20 protein-coding genes are annotated in these 25129 nt (G+C 71.3%); 9 read left to right on the top strand and 11 right to left on the bottom strand.

Annotated elements, in window-relative coordinates; all coding sequences use genetic code 11:
* Positions 1-98: 98 nt before the first annotated feature.
* From gcvT to IPJ59_RS21905, 5 genes are all read left to right on the top strand, one after another.
* The gene (gcvT, locus tag IPJ59_RS21925; protein ID WP_293273164.1) at positions 99-1205 is read left to right on the top strand and encodes a glycine cleavage system aminomethyltransferase GcvT; all 1107 of its coding nucleotides are present in this window, start codon (positions 99-101) and stop codon (positions 1203-1205) included.
* Positions 1206-1343: 138 nt separating this feature from the next.
* On the top strand, positions 1344-1742 hold the full coding sequence (gene gcvH, locus IPJ59_RS21920; protein WP_293251388.1) for a glycine cleavage system protein GcvH: 399 nt from the start codon (positions 1344-1346) through the stop codon (positions 1740-1742).
* Between the two features lie 9 nt (positions 1743-1751).
* On the top strand, positions 1752-2897 hold the full coding sequence (locus IPJ59_RS21915; protein ID WP_293273163.1) for a hypothetical protein: 1146 nt from the start codon (positions 1752-1754) through the stop codon (positions 2895-2897).
* Entirely contained in the window at positions 2894-4063 is a 1170-nt protein-coding gene (locus IPJ59_RS21910; RefSeq protein WP_293273162.1) for an aminotransferase class V-fold PLP-dependent enzyme, read from the top strand. The genes IPJ59_RS21915 and IPJ59_RS21910 overlap by 4 nt, the downstream gene beginning before the upstream one ends.
* Before the next feature lie 93 nt (positions 4064-4156).
* Positions 4157-5566 (top strand): hypothetical protein, encoded by a 1410-nt coding sequence (locus IPJ59_RS21905; protein WP_293273161.1) that lies wholly within the window; start codon positions 4157-4159, stop codon positions 5564-5566.
* A 13-nt stretch (positions 5567-5579) separates the two neighbouring features.
* Here the strand turns inward: IPJ59_RS21905 and IPJ59_RS21900 are convergent, their stop codons facing one another.
* Positions 5580-7214, bottom strand: a complete 1635-nt coding sequence (locus tag IPJ59_RS21900) for a hypothetical protein (RefSeq protein ID WP_293273160.1) — start codon at positions 7212-7214, stop codon at positions 5580-5582.
* Positions 7215-7276: 62 nt separating this feature from the next.
* Here IPJ59_RS21900 and IPJ59_RS21895 point away from each other — a divergent pair, with 62 nt between their 5' ends.
* A complete protein-coding gene (locus IPJ59_RS21895) occupies positions 7277-9307 on the top strand; it encodes a tetratricopeptide repeat protein (RefSeq protein ID WP_293273159.1) in 2031 nt (676 codons plus the stop codon).
* A 165-nt stretch (positions 9308-9472) separates the two neighbouring features.
* Here IPJ59_RS21895 and IPJ59_RS21890 read toward each other — a convergent pair whose 3' ends face one another.
* Positions 9473-10441: a nucleotidyltransferase family protein gene (locus IPJ59_RS21890; RefSeq protein WP_293273158.1), complete on the bottom strand. Its 969-nt coding sequence runs from the start codon at positions 10439-10441 to the stop codon at positions 9473-9475.
* Between the two features lie 67 nt (positions 10442-10508).
* Positions 10509-11624, bottom strand: a complete 1116-nt coding sequence (locus tag IPJ59_RS21885; protein ID WP_293273157.1) for a hypothetical protein — start codon at positions 11622-11624, stop codon at positions 10509-10511.
* A 931-nt stretch (positions 11625-12555) separates the two neighbouring features.
* Here IPJ59_RS21885 and IPJ59_RS21880 point away from each other — a divergent pair.
* Positions 12556-13869, top strand: a complete 1314-nt coding sequence (locus IPJ59_RS21880; RefSeq protein WP_293273156.1) for a UDP-glucose dehydrogenase family protein — start codon at positions 12556-12558, stop codon at positions 13867-13869.
* Positions 13870-13958: 89 nt separating this feature from the next.
* Here IPJ59_RS21880 and IPJ59_RS21875 read toward each other — a convergent pair whose 3' ends face one another.
* Positions 13959-14441: a hypothetical protein gene (locus IPJ59_RS21875; protein WP_293251370.1), complete on the bottom strand. Its 483-nt coding sequence runs from the start codon at positions 14439-14441 to the stop codon at positions 13959-13961.
* Between the two features lie 139 nt (positions 14442-14580).
* Here IPJ59_RS21875 and IPJ59_RS21870 point away from each other — a divergent pair, with 139 nt between their 5' ends.
* A complete protein-coding gene (locus IPJ59_RS21870; RefSeq protein ID WP_293273155.1) occupies positions 14581-15741 on the top strand; it encodes a rhomboid family intramembrane serine protease in 1161 nt (386 codons plus the stop codon).
* Positions 15742-15778: 37 nt separating this feature from the next.
* A complete protein-coding gene (locus IPJ59_RS21865; RefSeq protein ID WP_293251366.1) occupies positions 15779-16492 on the top strand; it encodes a hypothetical protein in 714 nt (237 codons plus the stop codon).
* Between the two features lie 30 nt (positions 16493-16522).
* On the opposite strand, the gene IPJ59_RS21860 is transcribed toward IPJ59_RS21865, so the two are convergent.
* The 7 genes from IPJ59_RS21860 to IPJ59_RS21830 all read right to left on the bottom strand — a co-directional run bounded on the left by IPJ59_RS21860 (position 16523) and on the right by IPJ59_RS21830 (position 25050).
* Positions 16523-17944 carry an OmpA family protein gene (locus IPJ59_RS21860; protein ID WP_293251364.1) on the bottom strand — a complete coding sequence of 474 codons (1422 nt, stop codon included), beginning with the start codon at positions 17942-17944 and terminating at the stop codon, positions 16523-16525.
* A 208-nt stretch (positions 17945-18152) separates the two neighbouring features.
* A complete protein-coding gene (locus tag IPJ59_RS21855) occupies positions 18153-19418 on the bottom strand; it encodes an NHL repeat-containing protein (RefSeq protein ID WP_293273154.1) in 1266 nt (421 codons plus the stop codon).
* A complete protein-coding gene (locus IPJ59_RS21850) occupies positions 19337-19909 on the bottom strand; it encodes a hypothetical protein (RefSeq protein WP_293273153.1) in 573 nt (190 codons plus the stop codon). The genes IPJ59_RS21855 and IPJ59_RS21850 overlap by 82 nt, the downstream gene beginning before the upstream one ends.
* Before the next feature lie 215 nt (positions 19910-20124).
* On the bottom strand, positions 20125-20412 hold the full coding sequence (locus tag IPJ59_RS21845; protein ID WP_293251360.1) for an oxidative damage protection protein: 288 nt from the start codon (positions 20410-20412) through the stop codon (positions 20125-20127).
* A gap of 34 nt (positions 20413-20446) precedes the next feature.
* Positions 20447-22036 carry a glycine--tRNA ligase gene (locus IPJ59_RS21840; RefSeq protein WP_293251358.1) on the bottom strand — a complete coding sequence of 530 codons (1590 nt, stop codon included), beginning with the start codon at positions 22034-22036 and terminating at the stop codon, positions 20447-20449.
* Between the two features lie 82 nt (positions 22037-22118).
* Positions 22119-24038, bottom strand: a complete 1920-nt coding sequence (locus IPJ59_RS21835) for an ABC transporter ATP-binding protein (protein ID WP_293273152.1) — start codon at positions 24036-24038, stop codon at positions 22119-22121.
* Between the two features lie 22 nt (positions 24039-24060).
* Entirely contained in the window at positions 24061-25050 is a 990-nt protein-coding gene (locus IPJ59_RS21830) for a hypothetical protein (RefSeq protein WP_293251354.1), read from the bottom strand.
* Positions 25051-25129 lie beyond the last annotated feature (79 nt).

Here is a 25129-nt window from a genome sequence, read left to right as displayed (position 1 = left end):
ACTGCTGCTGCGTGCGCTCACCGAGGTCGACATCGCCGGGCATGTGTAGCACGTGCCCTTGCCCGCGGGGGTCGAGATTGGCTATTCGTGGGTACGGTATGGTCCGCGATCCAGGCTCCCTCCAGCACACCCCGCTCCACGACCTGCACGTCGCCCGCGGCGCCAAGATGGTCGACTTCGGGGGCTGGCACATGCCGCTCCAATACGAGGGCATCCTCGCCGAGCACCGGGCCGTGCGCGAGCGGGTCGGCATCTTCGACGTCTCGCACATGGGAGAGATCGACTTCACCGGTCCACGCGCCCTCGCGGCCGTCCAGCGCCTGATCACCAACGACGCCGCCAAGCTGGTCGACGGTCGCGCCATGTACACCTGCGTGTGCTACCCGGACGGCGGCATCGTCGACGACTGCATCGTCTACCGCCGCGGCCCCGAGGACTACCGCATCGTCGTCAACGCCGCCAACATCGCCAAGGACTTCGCCTTCTTCGTCCAGCAGGCGGGCAAGCTCTGCGACATCGCCGACCACTCCGACGACTTCGCCCTGATCGCCGTCCAGGGCCCGAAGGCGCGGGCGCTGGTCGCCGAGCTCGGCGGTCAGCACCTGCTCGATGTCCCGAGCTTCGGCTTCGCCAGCTGCTGGATCTCCGGCGTCGACGTCACCGCCGCACGCACCGGCTACACCGGCGAGGACGGCTTTGAGCTGTTCGTCCCCGCGGCCGTCGCGGCCCCGGTGTGGGAGGCCCTGCTGGCCGGCGGCGCCGCGCCGATCGGCCTCGGCGCCCGCGACACCCTGCGCCTCGAGGCCCGCCTCTCGCTCTACGGCAACGACATCGACCAGACCACCAGCCCGCTCGAGGCCGGCCTCGGCTGGGTCGTCAAGCTCGACAAGCTCGGCCGCGGCGAGCCCTTCGTCGGCGCCGAGGCGCTGGCCGCCCAGAAGGCCGCCGGCCTGACCCGCAGCCTCGTCGGCTTCCGCGTCCAGGACCGCAACATCGCCCGCCACGGCGCCGAGGTCGTCGACGCCGGCGGCGCGGTGATCGGCCACGTCACCAGCGGCGGCCCGGCGCCCACCGTCGGCGGCGCGGTCGGCCTCGCCTACGTGCCGATCGCCCTGTCCGCCCCCGGCACCGTCCTCACCATCTCGCAGCGCGGGCGCAGCTTCCCCGCCGAGGTCGTCAAGGGCCCCTTCTACCGCCGCCCCTAAACCGTCTGGCCGCAGCATTTGGCCGTAGCATTTGGCCGTAGCATTTGGCCGTAGCACCTGGCCGCAACAACCTGTCCGTAAGTACCTGGCCCGAGCGCCAGCCAGCCAACCACCATCAGGCCCACCAGGGACCCCGTCATGTCCGAGAGCAGCATCCCCAACAACCTGCGTTACACCAAGGATCACGAGTGGGCCCGCGCCGAGGCCAACGGCACGGTCACCATCGGGATCACCACCCACGCGGTCGACCAGCTCGGCGACATCACCATGGTCTCGCTCCCCGCCGTCGGCGCCAGCGTCACCGCGGGCGAGCGCTTCGGCGACGTCGACTCGGTCAAGGCCGTCTCGGAGCTGTTCGCGCCGATCTCCGGCACCGTCGTCGCGGTCAACGAGCACCTGAACGACTCGCCCGAGGCCGTCAACGCCGAGCCCTACGGCGTCGGCTGGATGCTCAAGGTCCGCCCGAGCGACCCCGCCGCCCTGGGCGACCTGCTCAGCGCGGAGCAGTACATCCGGCACGTCGCCGAGAACGGCTGAGACACGCAGGTGCGCCGCTGGCTCCCCGTCGGCCTCGCGCTCGCGCTCACCAGCGCGAGCGCGTCCGCGTCCGCCGCGTCACCTGCCCCAAAGGCCAGCTCCAAAGCCGCGACCCCCGAGGGCCCGGCCCCGCCAGCGTCGCCTGCCCCAAAGGCCAGCCCCGCGCCGACCCCCGAGGGCCCAGCTTCACCTGCCCCAAAGGCCAGCTCCAAGCCGACCCCGGAGGGCCCAGCTTCACCTGCCCCAAAGGCCAGCTCCAAGCCGACCCCGGAGGGCCCAGCTTCACCTGCCCCAAAGGCCAGCTCCAAGCCGACCCCGGAGGGCCCAGCGCTGCCGCCCGACCCCGGCGGCGCGCGCATCGAGACCGCCCGCCCCTGGCTCGCCGAGGCCCCGCCCGGCGACCCCGAGGCCTCGCGCGGCGGCCTCGGCCTGACCCGTCAGCGCGACGGCAGCGTGCTCTTCGTCGACCCCGGCAAGCGCTTCACCGCCGCCGTCAACCGCGACGGCTCGGTGCGCTTCGGCGACCGCTGGGGCCGCGACCAGCACGGCAAGCGCATGCGCGGCTCGGGCGCGGCCCTGCGGACCTTCGGCCCGAGCGGCATCGGCGGCGTCGGCATGGCCGTCACCGGCCCGACCGAGTGGCTGCTCGCGCTGTCCGGCCAGGAGTTCGACGCCGCGGCCAAGACGGCCTTCCTCAACCAGACCCGCGAGCTGCGCATCCAGATCGCCGTCGCCTTCACCCGCCAGCTGCTCGAGACCCGCCTCGCCGAGCTCGGCCAGGAGCTGCTCGGCCTCACCACCGACGCCAGCCGCAGCCTCGTCGAACGCCGCGCGATCCTGTTCCAGCGCTGGGACGAGTGCGACGAGCGCATGCTCGCCGGCCTGCCCGGCAGCGGCGGCGAGCTCCCGGCCGAGGCCGTCTCGGCGATCGACGAGGCCCGCCTCGCCGCCGCCGAGAAGGCCCGCCGCACCATCGAGGGCTTCATCCGCCGCCAGCTGCCCCGCGGCAGCGCCCGCGCCTACACCGCGGACGAGCTCAAGGAGCTCAACCGCCGCCGCGTCAGCGTCGAACCCTTCGCCCCCTACGAGGCCCGCGCCGCCCGCCCCTCATCTCCTGTCCCCAGGGACATGTCCTCCGGAGCAGCCCAGCCATGACCGCGATCCGCCCGCAATTTCAGCCCGATCTGGCCCGCTACCGCGAGGACTACCCGATCCTCGCCGACACGACCTACATGAACAGCAACAGCATGGGCGCCATGCCGCGACAGGCCGTCGCCGCGCTCGCCCAGTACGCCGCCGACTGGGCCCGCGAGGGCGTCGAGGTCTGGCCGCACTGGTTCGACGTGCTGCAGGCCACCGCCGACAGCGCGGCCCGCTTCCTCGGCGCCCCCGCCGGCCAGACGATCCTCAATCAGAACGTCGCCTACTTTCAGGCCGCCGTCGCCAGCGCCCTCGACTTCTCCGGCCCCCGAAACAAGGTCGTCGTCGAGGCCCTGCAGTTCCCCAACGTGCTCTACGTGTGGGACCGCTACCGCGAGCTTGGGGCCGACCTCCACCTGGTCCCCTCCGACGACGGCATGACGATCCCGTTGGAGCGCATGCTCGCCGCGATCGACGAGCGCACCGCGATCGTCCCGATCTCCCACGGCATCTACGTCTCCGGGGCGCTGCAGGACGTCAAGGCGATCTGCGCCCGCGCCCACGAGGTCGGCGCGCTCGTCATGGTCGACGTCTATCAGACCGTCGGCGTCATGCCGATCGACGTGCACGAGTGGGACGCCGACCTCGTCGTCGGCGGCAGTCACAAGTGGCTGTGCGGCGGCCCGGGCACCGCCTTCATGTGGATGAAGCCCGCGCTGCGCGAGCGCATGCGGCCGCGCCTGACCGGCTGGATGGGCCACGCTGACCCCTTCAACTTCGAGGCCCCGCCGATCCGCTACGCCAGCGACCACCGCCACTTCCTCGCCGGCACCCCCTCGATGCCCGCCTACTACGTCGCCCGCGCCGCCTACGAGAACCTCCACGCGATCGGCCTCGATCGCATCCGGGCCCACAACCTCGCCCTCGCGCACATCATCATCGAGCGCGCCCAGGCCCGCGGCCTCACCGTCCACTCGCCCCTCGCCGACGACCAGCGCACCGGCTTCGTCGCCGTCGACTTCCCCTCCAGCGAGGCCGCCAGCAAACAGCTGATCGCGGAGCGCTTCAAGCTCGACTGGCGCCCCAACTGCGGCCTGCGCCTCGGCCCCCACTTCTACAACACCGAGGCCGAGGTCCAGCGCCTGATGGACCGCGTCGCCGTACTCGCCGGCCGCGCCTGATCGGACCGCATCACCGCCCTCGCCGGCCGCGCCTGATGGACCGCATCACCGCCCTCGCCGGCCGCGCCTGAGCCCAGCACCCTGAGCCCCAAGATGTCCGACCCCCGCCAGGACACGCCGTTCGGCGCCCGCCTCCTCGCCCTCGCCCTCGCCAGCTCGGCGCTATTCGGGCTGGTCGTGCTGTGGGCCCGGCAGCGGGCGATCCGCGGCTTCGCGCTGCTGGAGATCCCCGACGACCAGCGCGAGTCGCTGTTCGCCGCGCTCGACGCGGCCGCCCACGCCGAGCTCGGCGGCGAGCTGCTGCTCGTCAGCTTCGTGCTCGTCGGCGCCAGCCGCCTGGGCCGGGCCACCGCGGATCGCCTGACCCATCACCTGTCCCTCGGGGCAGGTGTACTCCTCGCCCTCGACGCCGCGCGGGCCGCCGCGTTCGCCCTGATGTTCGCGTGGGGCGACCCGAACATGGCGCCCGCCGATCGCCAGGCGTCGGCGCAGCTGTTTCTGCTCGGCGGCCTCGCCCTGCGCCTCGGCGGCTTCGGCCTGCTGATCGCCGCCCTCCTCCGCGGCGAGCGAGGGCAGGGCGCGCGCCGGCCTCGCGTGCCGATCTGGTCGCTCGTCGCCACGCTCGCCCTCCTCGCCTACCCGCTCGCCTGGATGACCGACCTCCCCGCGTTCGCACAGGGCACGCCCCCGCCGTTCACCATCCGCGACGCCCTGCCGCTGATCCTCGGCGCGGGCACCGCGGCGATCGTCGTCGGCCTCCTCCGCCACGCCGCCCGCGCCGAGCCCGGCCCGCCCGCGAACGCCTGGCGTCGCGCCGCCGCTGGCATCGAGCGCTACCGCGACGCCACCGCCCTGCGCGTGCTCCTTGTCGTCTGCACCGCCGCGTTCGTGTTTCTCGCCCGCTACAGCGGCTTCTCGCCGCGGGTCACGCTCGGCGGCCTCGCCCTGCTCGGCGCGGTCGGACCGCTGATCGGGCTGGTCCAGATCGCCGCCCTCGTCCGCGTCACCGATGTCCCGGTCGCTCGCGCCCGCCTCGGCCTCGGCGTGCAACTCATGGCCCTCGGGCTCGCGGCCGAGTGCGCCGCCCTGCTCCCGATCGCCGGCTTCGTCCTCGGCGACGGCGACCGCAACGCCCTGCGCGACCTCAACCTCGGCGGTCTCACCGGCGGCACTCAGCTGCTCGCCCTCGTCGCCACCGTCGTGCTGCTGCTGAGCTTTCGCGGCCTCGCCCGCGCCGCGCAGGCCGACGCCGCGCGGGCCCGCTGCGACGCCCTGCTCATCGCCTTCGCCACCATCGTCGGCCTCGGCCTCGGCGCCTACTACCTCGCGGCCCACGACCTCACCCCCGAACTACGCCTCCACCGCAACACCGCGCTGCTGCTGTTCATGGGCGTCGCCTTCAGCCTGCTCGCCGCCGCGATCACGATCCTGGTCATCTACCTGCGCATGCTCAGGTCGCTCGCCGACGCGATGCTGACGCGCGCCAACGCGGCCGCCCCGTGAGGCCATCTGCCCCTCACAGCGCCTGCGCGGCGATCCACTGGTAGCTGTCCTGGGCCAGGCCGACGCTCTGCTCCGGGTCGGGCTCGAGGCCGTCGATCCGGGCCAGCTCGCCGTCGCGGGCCAGCACGTAGAGGTTGCGCGGCGGATCGGGCGGCAGCAGGGTCTCGTGATCGAGGCGCGGGTTCTTGCGGCTGTGGATCAGCAGGTCGCCGCTGTCGTCGATCGCCAGGGCCCACATCGGCACGCCCTGGTAGCGCTCGAGCCCCGCGCCCGACACCCGGATCACGTCGCCCAGCGACAGCGCGTCCGCGCTGGGCTCGTCCTCGTTGACCAGCGTCCCGTCCTCCGGCGGGCTGATCGTACAGGTCCACGCGACGAAGGCCCCCGACGGGCTCAGCACCGGCGGCTGCGGGTTCGGACACAGGCCCTGCTCGAGGTTCAGGATGTCGAGGCCCTGCGCGTCGCCCCGCAGCACTGGCCCCCGGCTCGAGCCGAGCACCACGGCGCGCCCGTCCTGGGTGACGCGCACGAAGGCGTCGTCCGGGTCGCCCGGCAACGTGCGGAGCACCCGTTTGCCCGTGCGCCAGTCGTGGAGCAGCAGCGTGAGCCCGTCGTGAAACACGTAGTGATCGCTCGAGATCGCCGCGACCATCCGCGCCGCCGCGAGCTCGGCCGGCGCGTCGTCAGCGACCGCGCAGCTGGCCGCGCCGCTGGCCGCGTCGAAGCGCAGCAGCCGGCAGCCCGCGCCGTACACCGACAAGGTCAGCCCCATCCCGTCGGGGTCGACCGCCGCGATCGGACACGCCGGACCCCCACTGCACTGCAGGCCCGGCAGGCGCACCGGCACATGCCCCGCCGGCAAGCTGCCCTGCACGACGCGCTGCAGCTGGGCCGCACCGTCGCCGCGTGGCACCTGCCACAGCTCGATCGTCGCCTCCTGCTCGGCCCGCAGGTCGGGGCTCGTCCCGCGCGCCGCGATCAGGAACAGGCGCGGCGCATCGGCGGCCGAGACCACCGCGTGGTCGATCGCCCCGGGGTTGCACGCGCGCGCCGCCGGCTTGCCCGCGCTCGCGTCCAGCAGGTGCCGCAGCGGCGCCACCGTGCCGGCCTCGCCCTCGCGCGCGAGCACCAGCTCCGGCGCCAGCGGCAGCACGGCCAGCGCCCGCGGGCAGTCCTCGAACCACCACAGCCCGTCGCCCGCGGCGAGGAAGCTGGCCGCGTCGCGCCCCGACGGCAGCGCCAGCGGCAGCACCCGCTCATGCGCCAGGTCGACGTAGCCCGCGCGCAGCGTCGAGCCGGTCCCGATCTCGTGCAACCACCCGCTGTCGACCGCCCGCACGAGCACACCGCGGCCACGCGGCTCGAGCTCGAGGAGCAGCGGCAACTCGCCGACCTCGGCGTCGGCCTCGCCCGCGAGCGGAGCGATGTGGCTGCTGGTGAACGATCCGGCCGAGTACGCGAACAGCGTGCGACCGCCGTCGACGTCGTGCGCACTGCCGATCCACACCGCCCGCGCCGCGACCGAGGGCGTACAGCCCAATGACAGCAGCTGCGGCAGGTGCAGCAAGCACAGCGTCCCCACGGCCCGCGCGGCCCAATTCCGTGGGCGTGACTTGGCTCCCGCGGTCGCCATGATTCGGGGCGGCACGGCGGCCAACGTACCAGATCCGCGGTTGCGCGTTCGTGCCGGCTTTGGCAGGCTTCGCGCCTATGTCCGCTGACGAGACGAACCCCGACTTTGACAACGCCGAAGCCCTCGACGACGGCGAGCTCATGATCGACGAGAGCGGCGAAGGCGAGGGTGAAGAAGAAGAGGGTTCGCCCGCGGAGCTGCAGCAAGCGGCCCAGGCGATCGACTTCGTCTGCCTCCCGATCGCCTGCACCAACGAGGGCAAGGGCGCCCCCCTGGCGATGGGCATCCAGCGCTGGTGGGCCCAGGAACTTGCCGAGGCCGGCGGCAAGGCGGCCGCGCCAGTGTTCACCGCCCTGCACGAGCAGCAGGGCCGCAAGATCCCCGCGCTGATGATCTTCCGCGAGCCGTGGACCGACCAGCGCGCGCTCGAGGGCATCCAGCGCTTCGCCAACGCCCGCCGCGGCCTCGTCACCGACATGCACGTGCAAGAGGATCAGCTGCAGGTCAGCGCCCGCATGGTCGAGCTCAACGGCTCCGGCGAGGGCGCCTCGCTCACCACCCTCGAGCAGTGGGCCTTCGCCGGCACCCCCGAGGAGCTGCCCGCCAAGCTGTTCGAGCTGCAGCAGGGCATCGCCAACCGCCTCGGCCTCGCCGCCACCAGCAAGACCTGGCAGGAGGCCTTCGGCAGCGAGAACATCCAGGCCCTCGTCTCCTTCCTCGTCGGCCTCGGCAACCTCAGCGCGCTGCAGGGCCGCTGCGTGCCGACCACCTCCGAGCAGCTGCTCTCGCCGCTGATGGACGCCCTGGCCCGCGCGCCCGAGATGGACGCCGCGATGCAGGCCCTGCACGCGATGGTCGACATCCTGATCGGCGGCCAGCCGGACCAGGGCGCGATCCCCCTCTCGATCCAGGCCCTCAACATCGCCGCCCAGCGCCGCAAGGGCGACCAGGGCGCGTGGCACCACCTCGCGCTCGCGCTGCGCCGCGTCGGCGACGTCGGCAGCGCCGTCCAGGCCTTCCAGCAGGCGCTCAACCTGAACCCGCAGAACCCGGCCGTCGCGGCCACCTTCATCGACACCCTGCGCAGCGCCGGCGACCTCGAGAACGCCTTCAAGGTCGCCCAGTTCGTGGTCGAGAACGGCAACGAGGGCCCGGTGGTGTTCGCCCAGCTCGGCAGCCTGCTGATCGAGAACGACCAGTTCGACCAGGCCGAGCCCTTCCTGCGCCGCGCCGTCGAGGAGGGCCAGGTCCCCAGCGCCTACGGCGACCTCGCCAACGTCCTGTGGGACACCGCCGAGACCGAGGCCAGCAAGATCCGCGAGGACAAGGAGGAGGCGCTGGCCCTGCTCGCCCACGCGATCGAGCAGCCCTCGCTGGCCAAGAGCTCGCTCGACATGCTGCTCGACCTGCACGAGGAGGAGAAGCTCGAGTCGGCCACCCGCATGCTCCTGCGCGCCGCCGAGAAGCACCCGCAGAACGCCACCGTCCTGCGCTACGGCGCCAGCATGTACCTCGACGGCGACAACCCGCTCGCCGCTCGCCCCTACCTCGAGAAGATCCTCGCCCTGCCCCGCCGCAGCCTCGACGACGACGCCTTCGCCCGCCGCTCGATGCTCGCGCTCGACATCGAGGACTTCGAGGACCGCTACGACGCCGTCATCGACGCCGTCCGCGGCGACGACCCGAAGGGCAAGCAGAACGCCGCCAAGTTCCTGCGCGAGCTCATCGCCCGCGACCCCCGCTACTGGCAGCCGCACCTGCTGCTCGCGCTCGCCGTCCGCGGCAGCGACGGCGACACCGCGGCCCTCGCCCACCTGATGGACGCCGTCCGCCTGCGCCCGAACGACGCCGAGGTCCGCAGCCTGCTCGCCATCATCCTGCGCAAGCTCGGCCGCCCGCGCGAGGCCGTCGATCACCTGCGCGCCGTGGTCGCCATCAACCCGCGCGACGTCGAGCCGGTGATCGCCCTCGCCTCCTGCATGCGCGACGCGAACCTCTTCGACGAGGCCCGCCAGGTCTGCACCGCGGCCCTGCAGATGATCCCGGACCACCCGGAGTTCAAGCGCATCCTCGACGGCCTGCCCCCGCCCCGCGAGCGCCAGAATTAGCTTCACGGCCCCATCCGGGGCCTGGGTCGCGCCTGCGGCGCGATCCGGACCTTTGGTCCGGTCTCGTGATCCTCGGCCATGGGTCGCGCCTGTGACAGGCCCGACCTGAGCAACATGGCTGGGCGGACATGTCGTGACGGACATGTCCAATCAGCCAGCAAGTGATCAGCGGGCCAGCACCTCGTGCTCGAGGTCGCGGGTGACGTGCGCGTCGTCCCACACGATCGCGTCGCGTAGGCGGACGCCGGGGTCGACGACGACACCGGCGCCGAGCTGGACGCGGGGACCGATCTCGGCGCCCGCGCCCACGCGCACGCCCGGGCCGATCCACGTCATCGGGTCGACCCGCGCCGTCGCGTCGATCTGCGCGCTCGCACCGACGCCGCGCACCGGGCCCGGGGCGTGGGCGACGCGGGCCCGGCCCTCGATCACGTTGGCGACGCCCTGCAGGTAGCGCTCGCGGGTCGAGTGCTCCCACCAGTAGTCGTCGGTGACGAAGCCGGCGAAGGCGCCGCCCTCGGCGTGCAGCTGGCTGTACGCCGTGCGCACGATGCACTGCTGACCGCTCGCCGGGATGCGATCGAGGAAGCGCGGCGCCAGCACCTGCACGCCGGTGAACATCAGCGCCGCGCCGCCGACCTGGTCTTTGGGACCTGACTTTCCGAGCAGGTGCGTCACGCGGCCCTCGGGGTCGACGCGCAGGCTGCCCCAGCGCTCGGCCTCGGGGTCGGGGCGCAGCAGCATGGTCGCCTCGGCCGCGAGCGCGTGGTGCAGCGCGAGCACCGGCGCGAGCGCCTGGTCGAGGATGATCTTGCCGTTCATCGCCACGATCGGGGTGCCGTGGCCGTCGTCGAGCAGCGGCCTGGCCTGGCGCAGGCCGCCGCCCGTGCCGAGGATCTCGCCGTCCTCGCGCGAGTAGGCGATCGCCAGGCCGAGCTCGCTGCCGTCGCCGAGCTCGGCCTCGATCTGCTCGCCGCGGTGGTGCAGGTTGATCACGATCTCGCGGATCCCCTGCGCGCGCAGCCACAGCGCCGCCCAGCGGACCAGCGGCGCGCCGCAGACCGGCAGCATCGGCTTGGGTCGCAGCTCGCTCAGCTCGCCGAGCCGCGTGCCGAAGCCGGCGGCCATGATCATCGCCCTCGGAGTTCGCGTCACGCCGCTACATACCTCGAGGCCCCGGGCCGCTCCCACTTTGCCGCGCTCACGCGTTCCACAGCAGCTTGTCGAGCACGACGACCATCAGGACCAGCCCGAGCGCCATCGTGACCACCAGAGCGACCGCCCGCAGCAGCACGGCCCGCTGCGCCTGCCCGATCTCGCGGGCGATCTCCGCCGCCGCCGCCTGTCCGTGGATCTCACGGGTGAGCCGCGCCGCCGCCCGCCGGTGGCTGAGGACGATCAGCAGCAGGGTCGCCAGCAAGAACACCCCGCCGCCCCCGAGCAGGAACCAGCGCAGGCCGCTGGCCCAGCGCTGCTTGCGGGCCGCCAGATCGGCCTGCTCGCGCGGCAAGCTGCTGAGCGCCAGCGGCGGCCCGAGCACCTCGACCGGCAAAGTGCCGAGCAACCAGGCGCGGGCCATCGGCACCTCGAGCGAGGGGATCACGGTCCGCTCGATCGCGTCGAGATACTTGCGCTCCAACTCGCGGTCGAAGCCCTTCTCCACCCGACCCACCGACATCAGCGCCCGCTGCTGCTCGAACAGCGGGGTGAGGGCCGCGTCGGTGTCGGGCTCGCCCTCGGTGATCTGCACCCGCACCAGCGCCGCCGACTCCCCCGGCGAAGTCGTGAACTGGTAGGCCTCGATCTGCAGGAAGCCCGGCGCCAGCCCGGCGGTCGACCACTCGCGCGGCGGCTCGGGGCCCGTGACCGGCGCCAGCGTGTCGACCCACGCGCCGTCCGGGCCGTGCAAGTCGACGAACACCGGCTTCTTGGCCCGCAGCGCGCGCGCGTTGATCTGCAGCGAGGCGCCGGCGCGCACGGCCAGCGGCTCCGCGCTGACCCGCACCGCGCCCGCGAAGCTGACGAGACGAAACTTCCGCGTACCGAGCGGCTCAGCCACCGCCATGCTGCCCGGCGCAACGCTGCCCGGCGCCGTCGTGCCCGCCGCGTGCCCGTCGTGCCCGCCGTCGTGCCCGGCGCCGTCGTGCCCGCTGTCGTGCCTGCCGTCGTGCCCGCCGCCGTCGTGCCCGCTGTCGTGCCTGCCGTCGTGCCCGCCGTCGTGCCCGGGGCCACGGTGCCTGCCGCGTTCGTCACGATCAACGCGGGTGCCACACCCGTCGCGGCCGCAGCCGCAGCTGCGGCCGCGCACTTCGAGCACCCGCCGGTGACCGGCCCGACGATCACCGGCGGCGCCAGCACGCGGACCTCGAAGCGCACGACATCGGTGCTCAGCGGCCCGTCGAAGCGCAGCAGGCCCTGCGCATCGGTGTGTCCGCCGGCGATCACCCGCGGGCCCGTGGTCGCGCCGTCGGGCTTGTGCCCGAACTCGCCGTCGAGCAGCAGCACCTCGATCGGGCCGACGTGCGGCGCGCCCTCGAGGTCCGTGACGCGGACCAGCAGCGTGTTGTCGAAGCCAGCGGCGATGCGACCGAGCGGACGCAGGGCGATGCGCAGGCGCTCCGGCTGCGGCTCCGTGTCGTCGGACCAGTTCTTCACCGAGGTGGAGATCGTGACGGTGCCGCGGCGGGCCTCCCGGACCGACGCGAGCGTCACCGGCACCGTCTCGCGGAAGCGCTGGCCGCCGCCGGCGATGTCGAGCACGAGCTCGGCCGGGCCCGCGTCCCAGTCCGGCACCCGCAGCGTGGCCTGGGTCGAGCCCCCACCCGTCGCGTCCGTCGCCTCGGCCAGCGGGGCCGACTGCTCGCCGCGGCGCAGCGTCGCGGTCACCGCGGCGTCGGGCATCCCCGCGCCCTCGCCGTCTTGCACATGCACGCGCAGCGCGAGCTGCTCGCCGGCCCGCCACTGCGTGTCGACCTGGACGATCGCCGAGTGCTGCACGTGCCAGCCGGAGATCATCAGGCTGGCGAGGATCGCGAACAGCAGCCCCGCCGGGGCGCCGATCACCGGCAGCAGCATCGCCACACGGGTGAGCCGCGACTCGGCGATCGTCGGCTCCTCCGCGGCCCGTGCCGGGTTGTCTGCATCGCCTGGTGGTCGATCCACACGCACCTCTGCGGGCGAGAAAAGCCCCGCGAACCGCGGCCGGCATCGTAGCAGACCCGACTGCGATGCAGTATCCTCGCCGCCTTATGAAGATCAGCGTCATCGGTACCGGTTACGTCGGCCTCGTTGCGGCCGCCGTGTTCGCCGACTTCGGCAACGACGTGCTCTGTGCGGACATCGACGCCGGCAAGATCGAGTCGATCCGGGCCGGCAAGCTGCCCATTTTTGAACCCGGCTTGCAGCCGCTGGTCGAGCACAACGTCGCCGCCGGGCGCCTGCGCTTCACCACCAGCAACGCCGAGGCCGCCCGCCACGGCGACATCATCTTCATGGCGGTGGGCACCCCCACGCTCGGCTCCGACGGCGCCGCCGACCTCTCCTTCCTGTTCCAGGCCGCGGCCGAGGTCGGCCGGCACCTCGAGCGTCCGGCGATCATCGTCGACAAGAGCACCGTGCCGGTCGGCACCGCGGAGCGCATCACCCGGATCCTCAGCGAGCAGACCAAGCAGCCCTTCGTCGTCGTCTCCAACCCCGAGTTCCTCAAGGAGGGCGCCGCGGTCGACGACTTCATGCACCCGGACCGCATCATCATCGGCACCAGCGACGACGCCGCGCGGCAGACCCTGCACCGGCTCTACCAGCCGTTCTGTCGCACCAACGATCGCATGATCTTCATGGACGCGCGCTCGGCCGAGCTCACCAAGTACGCCTGCAACGCCTACCTGGCGACCCGCATCTCCTTCATGAACGACATGGCCAACCTCGCCGACAGCGTCGGCGCGGACATCGAGATGGTGCGCCGCGGCATGGGCAGCGACCCGCGGATCGGCCCCAAGTTCCTGTTCCCCGGCGTCGGCTACGGCGGCTCCTGCTTCCCCAAGGACATCCGCGCGATCCTCACGACCGCCCGCGAGTACGGCCACACCCTCGAGATCGTCGCCAGCGCCGAGCGCATCAACGAGGCGCAGAAGCTCGTGCTGGTCCGCAAGCTGCGCAAGCACTTCGACAACGACATCGCCGGCAAGACCTTCGGCGTGTGGGGCCTGGCCTTCAAGCCCAACACCGACGACATCCGCGAGGCGCCCGCCCTCAAGATCATCCGCACCCTGGTCGCCGACGGCGCGAAGATCAAGATGCACGACCCCGAGGCCGGCCCGAACTTCCTCGCCGCCCTCGGCGACAGCGTCGCCCCGTCCTGCACCCTCGTCGACGACCCCTACGAGGCCGCCGAGGGCGCGCACGCCCTGCTCCTCGTCACCGAGTGGCGCGAGTACCGGAGCCCGGACTTCGAGCGCCTCAAGCGGACCATGGCCCGCCCCTCGCTGTTCGACGGCCGCAACCAGTGGGACCGCGTGCTGCTCGAGGGCCTCGGCTTCTTCTACAGCGGCATCGGCCGCTGAGGCCTGACGCCAGCCGACGTGTGGGCGACGAGCAAAAGGACCTGGCCTTGGGGCCAGGTCCTTGCTTCGTCCGCGCGTGGCGGGCGGCGCTACTCCTCGACCTCGACCGATCCCGGATCGAGCTCGAAGCTGAACTTCACCTGCACCGGCGGGCCATCGTACTCCGGGTAGGTCGCGGCCGCGGCCGCGTCGCGCAGGCAGTCGTTGAGCTTCTTGCTCTCGGCGCCGGGGTCGAGCTCGGCGTTGACCGCGAAGGGCTTGTTGCTCTTCGGGTTCAGCTTGATCGCCATCGCCACGTCGCCGGGCAGCTGGGCGTCCTTGTGCCGGCGCTTCTTCTCGGCGGCGACACAGTCATCGAACGCGCCGTAGCGGGTCGCGAAGGCCTGCTCGATCGCGTACTGGTCCGGTCTGTCTGAACCGTAGGCCTCGAGGTCGAACTGGATGTCCTCGTTGGGGTCGAAGCTGGCGATGCTCGCCATGCTGGCCTTTCGCCCGCGCTCGCCCGCCGGTTCAGCGGGCTTCCAGCCGCACGCCGTCGCCGTCATCATCCCAGCCACCACGAATATCCACATGCTCGCTCTCGCCATACATTCCCCTCCGACTCGCACCGGTACGTCGCCGCGGGCCCGCGTGTTCAGGCCCGCCGCGAAATGATACGCTGCGCTTCCTCTCGTTGGACAGCGGCGTTTTCGCCCCGAGAGCCTACTGGCCATGGATCGCGCAGTGGATACCAGCGACGCCCCGCAGGCGCCCGTCGACGCGCAATGCCCCGCGTGTGGCCTGCACGCGCTCGTGCCAGTGACGCTGGCGCAGCTCGCCAATGGTCGCTGGCGCCAGGTGGATGAGCCCGACCCGACGGCCGCCCAGCACGTCGTACTCGACACCTGCCCGGTCTGCTTCGGCGCGTGGTTCGACCGCGGCGAGTTCGATGTCCTCGGCGACGGCGCCGTCGACTCGGTGCGGCTCGCGGGCATGGAGGCCCGGCGATCGACCCGCGTGTGCCCGCGCGGCCACGGGCCGATGTACGAGCATCAGCTGCCCGGATTGCTCAAGACCCCGATCGAGTGCTGTTCGCGCTGCGCCGGCATCTGGCTCGACGGCGAGGAGCGGCGCAAGCTCGCGGTGCGGACGACCACGGAGGGCCAGCAGGCGCTCAAGGAGAAGCTGGTGCGGCGCGGCGTCATCTGGGTCGCGCAGATCGTCACCCAGCTCCCGGTCGAGGTCGACAACCCGGCGCGCGGCACCCCCTGGCTGGTGTATCTCCTGCTCGGCGGCTTTCTCCTGCTGTTCTTCGCCGAGGTCCAGGGCTTCCTCTTCTACCGCGATTGGGCCGTCATCTCCGGCAAGATCGTCCGCGACTACGACGATTCGGTCCACACCCTCGTCACCCACCAGTTCCTGCACGGCAGCTGGTACCACGTCCTGTTCAACGCCTACTTTCTCTACATCTTCGGCGACAACATCGAGCACCTGTTCGGGCGCTGGCGCTTCGCCCTGCTGTTCATCGGGGCCGGCGTGGCCGGCGGGGCGCTGCACGTGCTGCTCAGCTACGCCACGGCCACGCCGGTGGTCGGCGCCTCGGGCTCGATCGCCGGGGTCATGGCGGCATACCTGTGGAGCTTCCCGCGGGCCAAGCTGTTCCAGACGATCTTCTTCGTGCAGCTCAAGATCCCAGCCTGGCTGTACCTCGGGGCCTGGGTCGGACTGCAGCTGGTCATGGGCTTCTTCACCACCAAGGTGCAGTTCGCGTGGTTCGCCCACCTCGGCGGATTCGTGTTCGGCCTGCTCATGACGCCGCTGGTGCTGCGGGCGCGGCGATTCGAGGTGGGCCGCGAGGTCCGCGTCCCGGCCGCCGCCTACGCCCCGCGCTGAGCTTGTCGGCCGCGCGCGACTGCGGCATACCAGCGCCATGGCGAAGGCGCACGACAGCTGGAAGGTCCTCCCCCACCGCCCGATCGAGGTCGTCGCGGACAACCTCTGGCGCGTCGAGGGCAAGCTGGAGACCATGCCGCTCAAGCGGGTGATGACGATCGCCCGCCGCAGCGACGGCCAACTGGTGGTCCACAACGCGATCGCCCTCGACGACGAATCGATGGCGAAGATCGACGCCTGGGGCCCCGTGGCCTGGCTGGTGGTGCCCAATGGGTACCACCGCCTCGACGCCAGGGTCTTCAAGGACCGCTACCCGCAGGCGCGGGTGCTGTGCCCGGCCGGCGCCACCAAGAAGGTCGCCGAGGTGGTCGCGGTCGATGGCAACTACGCAGATTTCCCGGTCGACCGCGACGTCGCCTTCGAGACCCTCGACGGCGTCGGCGAGCAGGAGGGCGTCATGATCGTGCGCTCGCCCGACGGCGTCACCCTGGTGTTCAACGACGCGGTCTTCAACATGCCCGACGTGAAGGGCCTCACCGGATGGATCCTGCGCAACATCACCCAGTCCACCGGCGGCCCGCGCATCTCCAGGATCGTCAAGCTGTTCGTGGTGAAGGACCGCCGACGGTTCCGCGAGCACCTCCTGCGCCTCGCCGACACCCCGGCGCTGCGGCGCATGATCGTCTCGCACGACCGCATGGTCCGCGACGACGCAGCGGCGGCCCTGCGCGCCGCCGCTGCCACGATCTAGCGCCCTGCCCTCGCGGGCAGCCGCGCCCGCTCAGTCGAGCTTGAACTCGATACGACGATTGCGGGCCTTGCCCTTCTTCGTCGCGTTGCTGTCGATCGGCTCGTCCGGGCCGTAGCCCTGGGCCGTGAGCCGTGAGCCGTCGATCCCGCGGTCGATGAGGTACTGGCGCACGGCGCCCGCGCGGCGCAGCGACAGGTCGAGGTTGTGCTCGCGGTTGCCGTCGGAGTCGGTGTGGCCGGCGATCCGCCAGCGAGTGGTGTTGAACTTCTTCAGCACCTCCAGCGCGCGATCGAGGGTGGCCTTCGACTTCGGCTTGATCGTGTCCTTGTCGACGTCGAAGTAGATGCCCTCGAGCACGCCGCTGATCTGCTCGACCGCCTTCGGCACCTCGTCGGCGCAGCCGTCGGCGTCCTGATACTGATTGACCGTCTCCGGCTCAGTCGGGCACTTGTCGAAGCGGTTCGGGATCTTGTCATTGTCGCTATCGGGGCACCCCTGCAGGGCGATCGGCCCGGGCTCCTTCGGGCACGCGTCGATCTTGTCCGCCGACACCGGCTGCCCGGGGTCGAGGAGGATGTCGCCGTCGCTGTCGAGCAGCGGGCAGCCCCGGTTCTCCCGCGGGCCAGGCTGCTGCGGGCAGGCGTCGACGTCGGCCGCCGGCACGCCGCCCTGGCCCGGGTCGTACATGCCATCGCCGTCGCTGTCGAGCCACGGGCAACCCCGGTTCTCGCGCGGTCCAGGCTGCTGCGGGCAGGCGTCCTCGTCCGCGGGCGCGACGCCCTTCTGACCGGGGTCGTAGAGGCCGTCGAGGTCGCTGTCGATGAGGCTGCGCTGCGGCGCGGGCTCCTGCTTCGGCTTCTTGCCGAGGCGCAGCGACAGGCCGAGCAGGATCTCGAGGTTGTTCGAACGATCGCGGCCGACGCCGTAGGCGGTGGCGATGTTGTCGACGATGTCGAGGCGCAAGGCCAGGAGCCGGTTGATGTAGAACTTGACGCCGCCGCCGATGTTGAACGACGGGTCGATGTCCTTGCCGAGCGCGGTCGACGAGATGCCGAGCATCCCCACCCCGGCGCGCAGGAACGGCGCGATGCGGTACGGCAGCTGGGCCAGGACGACCGGACGGAAGGCGTACATCGTCGCCCGACTGCCGTCGGCGACCTTGATCGGCATCAGACCGCCCTCGAGCTCGAGGCCGAGGAAACTGAGCGGATAATAGCCGGCGCGCAGGCCCAGATCGGCGCCAGCGCGAGCGAGCGGCTGGTGCCCGAAGCCCGAGATGTTGAGGTCCGGGGCGTAGAACTCATGATTCGGCGACGGCAAAAAGACGCCGCCGTAGATGCCGAGCTCCCATGAATTGCGGGTCGGCCGATAGCGCTCGATCCACGGCGTGGGGGCTGGGCCGGTGGTGCCGGCGGGGCCAGTCGTGGCGGCCGGGGTCGGGTCGGAGGTCACCGGAGCCGCAGGCCCCGCCGCCGGAGCCGGAGCCGGAGCCGGAGCCGGAGCCGGAGCCAGAGCCGGAGCCGGAGCCGGAGCCGGAGCCGGAGCCGGGGCCGCCTGCGCCGATGCGGCGCCGACGGTGGCCGACAAGAGCACGGTGAGGGTCGAATGGAGGAGTGCCGTCCTGGTCATGATCGTCGATCCGTGTGAGAGCCGTTGGGGACTAGTTGCACTTCGGGCCGAAGCCGAGGTCGTCGGCCGGGGCGGCGAGGTCGGGGAGCTGGGTGAAGTCGTTGCTGCCGTCGATAGCGATCGACAGCAGCGAGTTCTGGTCGCACGAGAGCGCGAGCTTGGTGGTGGGATCGTACTCGAGGCCGCTGCCGAACACCTCGTTCGGGAGGTCGGCGACGCGGGTGGTGGAGCCATCGGCCGGGTTGACCACGTAGATACCGCCGGAGCCGGAGTCGGAGACGAGCAGGCGGTCCTCGTGGCAATCAAAGGCCATGCCGCAGTCAGCGACGTTCAGCAGCTTGCCCTCGAAGGTGAGCGGCAAGGTCGGCTTGAGCGAGCCGTCGGCGTTGAAGGTGAGGAACTGGTCGACCTGGCCGTCGATGCCGTAGAGGACGCCCGCGCGGTCGAAGCCGATGCCGCAGATGTTCTTCTTGTGGGCCATCGGCAGCGCCGTCGGTACGCCCGCGCCGCAGTAGTTCATCGTCACCAGGCGATCGCGGAACGCGAGCGCGGCGTAGACCGTCCCGTCGAGCGGGCTGACGGCGATACTGGTGGGGATCCACGGGTTAAAGTCCTTCACGTCGACCGCGGCGTATTCGGTCATGTCGCCGGTGGCGATGTCGACCTCGAGCAGCTTGCCGCTGGTGATCTCGGCGGTCAGCAGGACATTGTTGTCGGGGTTGAGCGAAGGGTTATCGTCGTAGCAATCGCTGCCGGCGACGACGCCAGGCTTGCCGCCCGGCGGCTTGGCGTCGCCGCGATCGTCGCCGTCCTTGTCGGTCATGCACGCGTCCGGGTCGTCCTTCGGCGCAGCTCCGGGCGAGGTGTTCTCGTCGTCATCGTCGCAGTCGGTGCCGGGCACGGCGTCGGGGCTGGTGGGCATGTCGTCGCCCCAGTCGTCGCCGTCCTTGTCGGTCATGCACGCCTTCGGGTCGTCGTTCGGCGCGGCGCCCGGGAAGGTGTTCGGATCGCTGTCGTCGCAGTCGGGGCCGGGCATACCCGGCGGATAGGAGTCGCAGTCGACCAGCCAGCCGTCGCCGTCGACGTCGTTGCAGGCGCCGCACATGGCGAAGGCGTTGGGGTTGGTATCGTCGCAGTCGGTGCCCGGCTGGGGCTCGTTGGGGCCGCCGCCACCGGGGGGATCCTTGTCGCCCCAGTCGTCGCCGTCCTCGTCCTTCATGCAGGCGTCAGGGTCGTCCTTGGGCGCGGCGCCGGGGAAGGTGTTGGCGCTGGTGTCGTCGCAGTCGCTGCCCGGCACCGCACCGCCGCCGCCGCCCTGCCCGGGCGCGGATCGACGTCGCCGTAGTCGTCACCGTCGACGTCGGCCATGCAGGCGGTCGGACTGTCGAGCGGCGCGGCCCCCGGATACGTGGTGTCGCTGCCGTCGTCGCAATCGTCGTCGTTGTTGACCGTGCCGTCCGGCGGCGTGCCGCCCGGGGGCACGTCGGTGCATTGATCGGGATCGCCGTACATGTCGCCGTCGGCGTCGACACACCACTGCCCGCCGCCGCCCGAGCTGGTCGGCGAGTCGGTCGCGCTGTCGGTCGCGCTGGGATCGTCGGTGTCGGTCTCGCTCGCGGTCTCGGTGGCCGTCAGCCCCGCGAGACAGCTCGGATCTTGCTGCCAGGCGAAGCCGTCGTCGTTGCAGACCTTCTGGCAGCCGCTCGCGAGCGTGGACCCGAGGAGCAGGCCGAGGGGCAAGCAAAGGGCCGCGGTGCGGCGACGGAAGAACAAACGATATTTGCTCACTTGACCTGCGGTGATCATGTCAATTAGTCCTGGCCTCACGGAGAGGCCACGCATCGTAGGCCGCCGGCGACCGCGGACGCAAGAACGGCCGTACGAAGACCGCTGCGCGCTTGCGCCCCCGCGTCACCACCTGAGCCGCAAGTCTTGCTCGCTGATCATCCCTCGCGGGCGCTTACGCAGTTTCGCTTGAGGCGCGAGTCCTCGCTCGCCGCGGCTCAGCCCTCGCGGGGCGTATACGCCGTGTCGGCGAGCTCGCCAGCCTCGAAACCGAAGAAGATCTTCATCTGCTTCTCGAGGAAGTCGCGGCCGTCCTTCGACTGCAGGTCGAGGCGGTAGGTGTTGATATAGCGCGGCGACTCCTTGAGCCACATCTGCCACGCCTCGCGGCTGATGTTGTCGAAGATGAGCTGACCGAGCTCGTTGGGGAAGGGCTTGAAGGGCAGGCCCGGCAGGTCCTTGCCGAGCTTCTTGCAGTGGACGATGCGGGGCTGAGTGGCGGACATACGGGGCTCCTGGTTGATGGGCGATCGCGGAGATTCAGGCCTTGAGGGCGCGCTGAACCACGTCGACGGCCTCCTGCACCTTGATGCGCTCCTGGCGACGATCGTCGCGGTGGCGGATCGTGACAGTGTCGTCGCTGAGGGTCTGGGTGTCGACGGTGAGGCAGTAGGGCGTGCCGATCTCGTCGTGCCGGGCGTAGCGCTTGCCGATCGCGTGCTGCTCGTCGTACTTGGCGTTGACGCCGGCGCTGAAGAACTGATCGGCGATGCGGCGGGCGATCTCTGGCATGCCGTCGCGCTTGACCAGCGGCAAGATCGCGGCCTTGATCGGGGCCAGGCGCGGGTGCAGCCGCAGCACGGTGCGCGCCCCCTTGCCCTCGGCGTCGCCGGCCTCCTCGGCGTAGGCGTCGCACAGCACCGCGAGCACGCCGCGGGTGGCCCCGGCCGCGGGCTCGACCACGTGCGGCACGTAGTGCCAGCCGGGCTTGCCGGTCGTGGGGTCGATCGCCTCGGGGTCAAAGTAGGTGAGCTTCTTGTTGCTGCCGGCGGCGTGGGCCTTGAGGTCGTAGTCGGTGCGGCTGGCGATGCCCTCGAGCTCGTCCCAGCCCCACGGGAACTGGTACTCGACGTCGAAGCAGCCGTCGCTGTAGTGGGCGAGCTCGTCGGCGTCGTGGGCCCGGAAGCGCAGGTTGTCGGCGGCGATGCCGAGGCCGCGCCACCACTTCATGCGCTGCTCCTTCCAGTACTCGAGGTACTTCGGGCCCTCGCCGGGCGGCACGAAGTATTCGCACTCCATCTGCTCGAACTCGCAGGAGCGGAAGATGAAGTGCTCGGCGGTGACCTCGTTGCGGAAGCTCTTGCCCATCTGGGCGATGCCGAAGGGCACCTTGATGCCGGTGCTCTGCTGGGTGTTCATGAATTGCACGAACATCGCCTGGGCGGTCTCGGGGCGGAGGTAGACCGAGCTGCTGGCCATGGCGGCCTCGACGCGGGCGCGCAGCTGCTTGTCGTCGGCGCCCTCGGCGATGGCGCTGCGGACCATGCCGACGATGTCGCCGATCGGGTCGACCGGGCCGAGGGTGGTGCGGAACATGAGGTTGAAGCGGCGCTCCTCGCTGAGGAAGGGCGAGCCGCAGTTGCTGCACACGTAGCCGGCGGGGCCGGCCTTGGCGCCGAGCAGGCTGGCGCCGTCGCGGCGCAGGGCGACGCCCTGGCTCTCCAGCTTGTCGAGGGCCGCCTTGGCGCGGCCCTTGTCGGCGAGGGTGATCGGGGCGTCGGCGCCTTCAGCCAGCTTCGGCGCCTTGTCAGCCCGGAAGCGCTCGCCACAGACCTTGCAGTCGACCAGCGGGTCCGAGAAGTTGGCGAGGTGGCCGCTCGACTTCCACACGTCGGGGTGCATGATGATCGACGCGTCGATGCCGACCACGTCCTCGCGGCTGTGGACCATGAAGCGCCACCACTCGCTCATCAGGTTGCGCTTGAGCTCGACGCCCATCGGGCCGTAGTCGTATGCCGAGCGCAGGCCGCCGTAGATCTCGGAGCTCTGGAACACGAAGCCCCTGCGCTTGCACAGGGACACGATCTTCTGCATCAGCTCGCTCTCGCGGGGCTCGTCGGCGCTGGCCATGGTGGCGCGAGGAGTAACACGCCCCCCAGGATCGGATCCAGGCCGGATCCAGAGGCACGGGGGCCTGGGTCCGCGCGGGGGGTCAGGCGCTCGCCACGGTGGCGTTGGCGCTGGTGATCTCGTCCGCGGCGGCGGCGGCCTGGCGCGCGACCAGGCGGGCGTAGGTGCCGTGCTGGGCCATCAGGGCCTCGTGGCGGCCGACCTCAACGATGTGACCGTGGTCGAGGACGACGATGCGATCGGCGTCGCGGATGGTGCTGAGGCGGTGGGCGATGACGAGGGTGGTGCGGCCCTTCTGCAGCTTCTCCAGCGCCTCCTGCACGAGGTGCTCGCTCTGGCTGTCGAGCGCCGAGGTGGCCTCGTCGAGGATGAGCACCCGCGGGTCGCGGAGGATCGCGCGGGCGATCGAGACGCGCTGGCGCTGGCCGCCGCTGAGCTTGACGCCGCGCTCGCCGACGACGGTGGCGTAGCCCTCCGGGAATTCGCGGATGAAGCCGTCGGCGTTGGCCGCCCGCGCGGCGGCCTCGATCTCGGCGTCGCTGGCGTCGAGGCGGCCGTAGCGGATGTTCTCGCGGATCGTCCCGCTGAACAGCACCGGGTCCTGCGAGACGATCGCCATCACGCCGCGCAGGTCGGCGAGTCGGAGCGTACGCAGGTCGTGGCCGTCGAGGCGGACGCTGCCCTCGCTCGGGTCCCAGAAGCGCAGGACGAGGCGGCCGAGGGTGGTCTTGCCGGAGCCGCTGGGGCCGACCAGGGCGCACACCTCACCGGGCTCGACGCGCAGGTCGATGCCCTGGACCACGGGGACCTCGCGGTCGCGGTAGGTGAAGGAGACGCCGGCGAACTCGATCGCGCCGCGCAATGCCGGCGTGGCGACCGGCGCGGGCGGGTCGGCGATGTCGGGCGGCGTGTCGAGGATCTCGAAGATGCGGGCGGTCGCGCCGAAGGTCGACTGGAGGCCGCCGAACAGCTCGGCGAGGGCACCGACGGCGCCGGCGACGATCAGCGTATAGAGCAGGAAGCTCATCAGGTTGCTGGCCGTGATCGTGCCCTCGATGACCATGCTGCCGCCGAGCCAGAACACCCCGGCGATCGAGACGAAGGCGAAGAAGGAGATCACGGACGCGAACCAGCTGCGGGCCAGGGTGCGGCGGATGAACAGACCGAAGGTGCGCTCGAGCGCGGCGCCGTAGCGGTCGACCTCGAAGCGCTCGCGGGTGAAGGCCTGGACGGTCTCGATGGCGGACAGGCCCTCTTGCAGCGCCCCGGAGGCGCGGGCCAGCTCGTCCTGGGCCTGGCGGCTGATCTCGCGGATGATGCGGCTCCAATAGTTGGCGGCGATCATCAGCGCCGGCACGACGGCGAGCATCGCCGCGGTCAGCAGCCAGTTCATGTAGAACAGGATCGCCACGCCGCCGATCAGCATCAGCACGTTGCGCAGGAAGATGCTGAGGTCCTGGCCGACCGTGTTCTGCAGGCGGGTGACATCATCGGCGAGGCGGGAGATGAGCTCGCCGGTGCGGGTGCTGTGGAAGTAGCTCTGCGGCATCGTCGCCAGGTGGCGATAGAGGTCGATGCGCAGGTCGGTGACCACCCGCTCGCCGATCCAGGTCATGTAGAAGTGGCGAAAGAAGATGAAGACGGCCTGGGCGAGGAACACCAGGACCAGGGCGATGGAGTTCTCGGCCAGCGCGCGGTAGGCCGCGCTGTGATCGGTCACGGCGCCGCTGGTGAAGGCGGCGCCGGCGAGCTCACCGAAGAAGTACGGGTGGACCAGGCCGAGGCCGGAGGCGATGAAGAGGCAGACCAGGGCGATGGTCAGGCGCCCGCGGTACGGCCGCGCGTAGCGGAACACGCGGCGCAGTCGCTCGACGGGCTTGACGGTGTCGACCGCCTCCGCGGCCTCCGAACGGACAGGTCCTGACGAGCCGCCTGACGGGCCGCCTGACGGGGGGACGCCGGACGAGACGGCAGGTGCAGGGCGCGAGGAGCTGGCGGCCATGGAGCCCGCGCAGGGTAGCACCTCACATCTTGAGGCGCAGGGTGCCCTTGAGGCCGGTGAGCTTGATGTTGATGCCGCTCATCGTGGTCTGCATGAAAACGATGGAGTCGCTGTCGTCGAAGACCACCGACACCTGCTCGCCCTTGTTGACGACCGAGGCGAGGCCGGTCGGGAAGGCGCCGGGGACCATCTCCAGCGGGTTCTCGCCGGTCGGTGCGAGCCCCTCGTTGTTGGACTCGGTGACGTTGATGATGCCGCTGACGAGGATGCTCTGCGGGCTGTCGGTCTGGCCGCTGATGCTGCCCGCGTCGTGATCGGGGAGGGTGAAGGGGAAGCCGACCACGAATTTGTCGGGGCCGTCGGCGAAGAACTGCTGGATCTTGAGCTTGACCTTGACGAGGGTCAGGTCGCAGGTCAGCTCGGGGGTGTCGGCGAAGTTGAGCTTGGCGGCCCAGATCTTGGCGGTGCCGGCGTCGTCGAGGGTCACCTGCACGTCGCCGTTTAGCACGATGAGGCTCACCGGGAAGTTGCACTTCAGGGTCTTCTCGGCCTCGGCGGTGGTGTCGAGCTTGTTGAACTCGGGCGGCGTGCCGTCGGCGATGGTGAACTTGAGCGGGACGTCGCAGACGTTGCCGACCGAGTTGCCGTCGAAGTCGAGCTGGTTCGGGTTGGCGTCGCAGCGGCAGTTGTCGGCCATGTTGGCCACGCCGTCGCCGTCCTCGTCGGCCGCGTCGGCCGGAGCGGCGCAGTCGGCCGGCTCGCCGGTGGTGCCGTCGCCGGTGGTCGTCGGGTCTGGATCGACGGTGGTGGTCGGCGGCGGCTCGTCGGTGGTCGACGGCGTCGGCCCGTCGGTGGTCGTCGGCGTCGGACCGTCGGTGGTCGCCGGGCTCGTGCCGGTGGTCGAGCCGGCGGCGTCCGTCTCGCTGCTGGTCGAGCCGCCCTTGTCGTCACCACAGGCGATCGGGGCGAGCGTGAGCGCGGCGAGGAATGGCGTAAGTAGGCGCGTTTGCATGCTCCCACATAACATGAAATGCGCGCCCGGCGGAGCTTTCGCGCGCGGGGGATCGGCGTCTGGCGGGGTCCCAGACCGG

This window comes from Nannocystis sp., from assembly GCF_016714285.1.
Classification (GTDB): domain Bacteria; phylum Myxococcota_A; class Polyangia; order Nannocystales; family Nannocystaceae; genus Nannocystis.
Note: the sequence above shows the minus strand (reverse complement) of the source record. Positions and strands in the feature narration are given on the sequence as shown.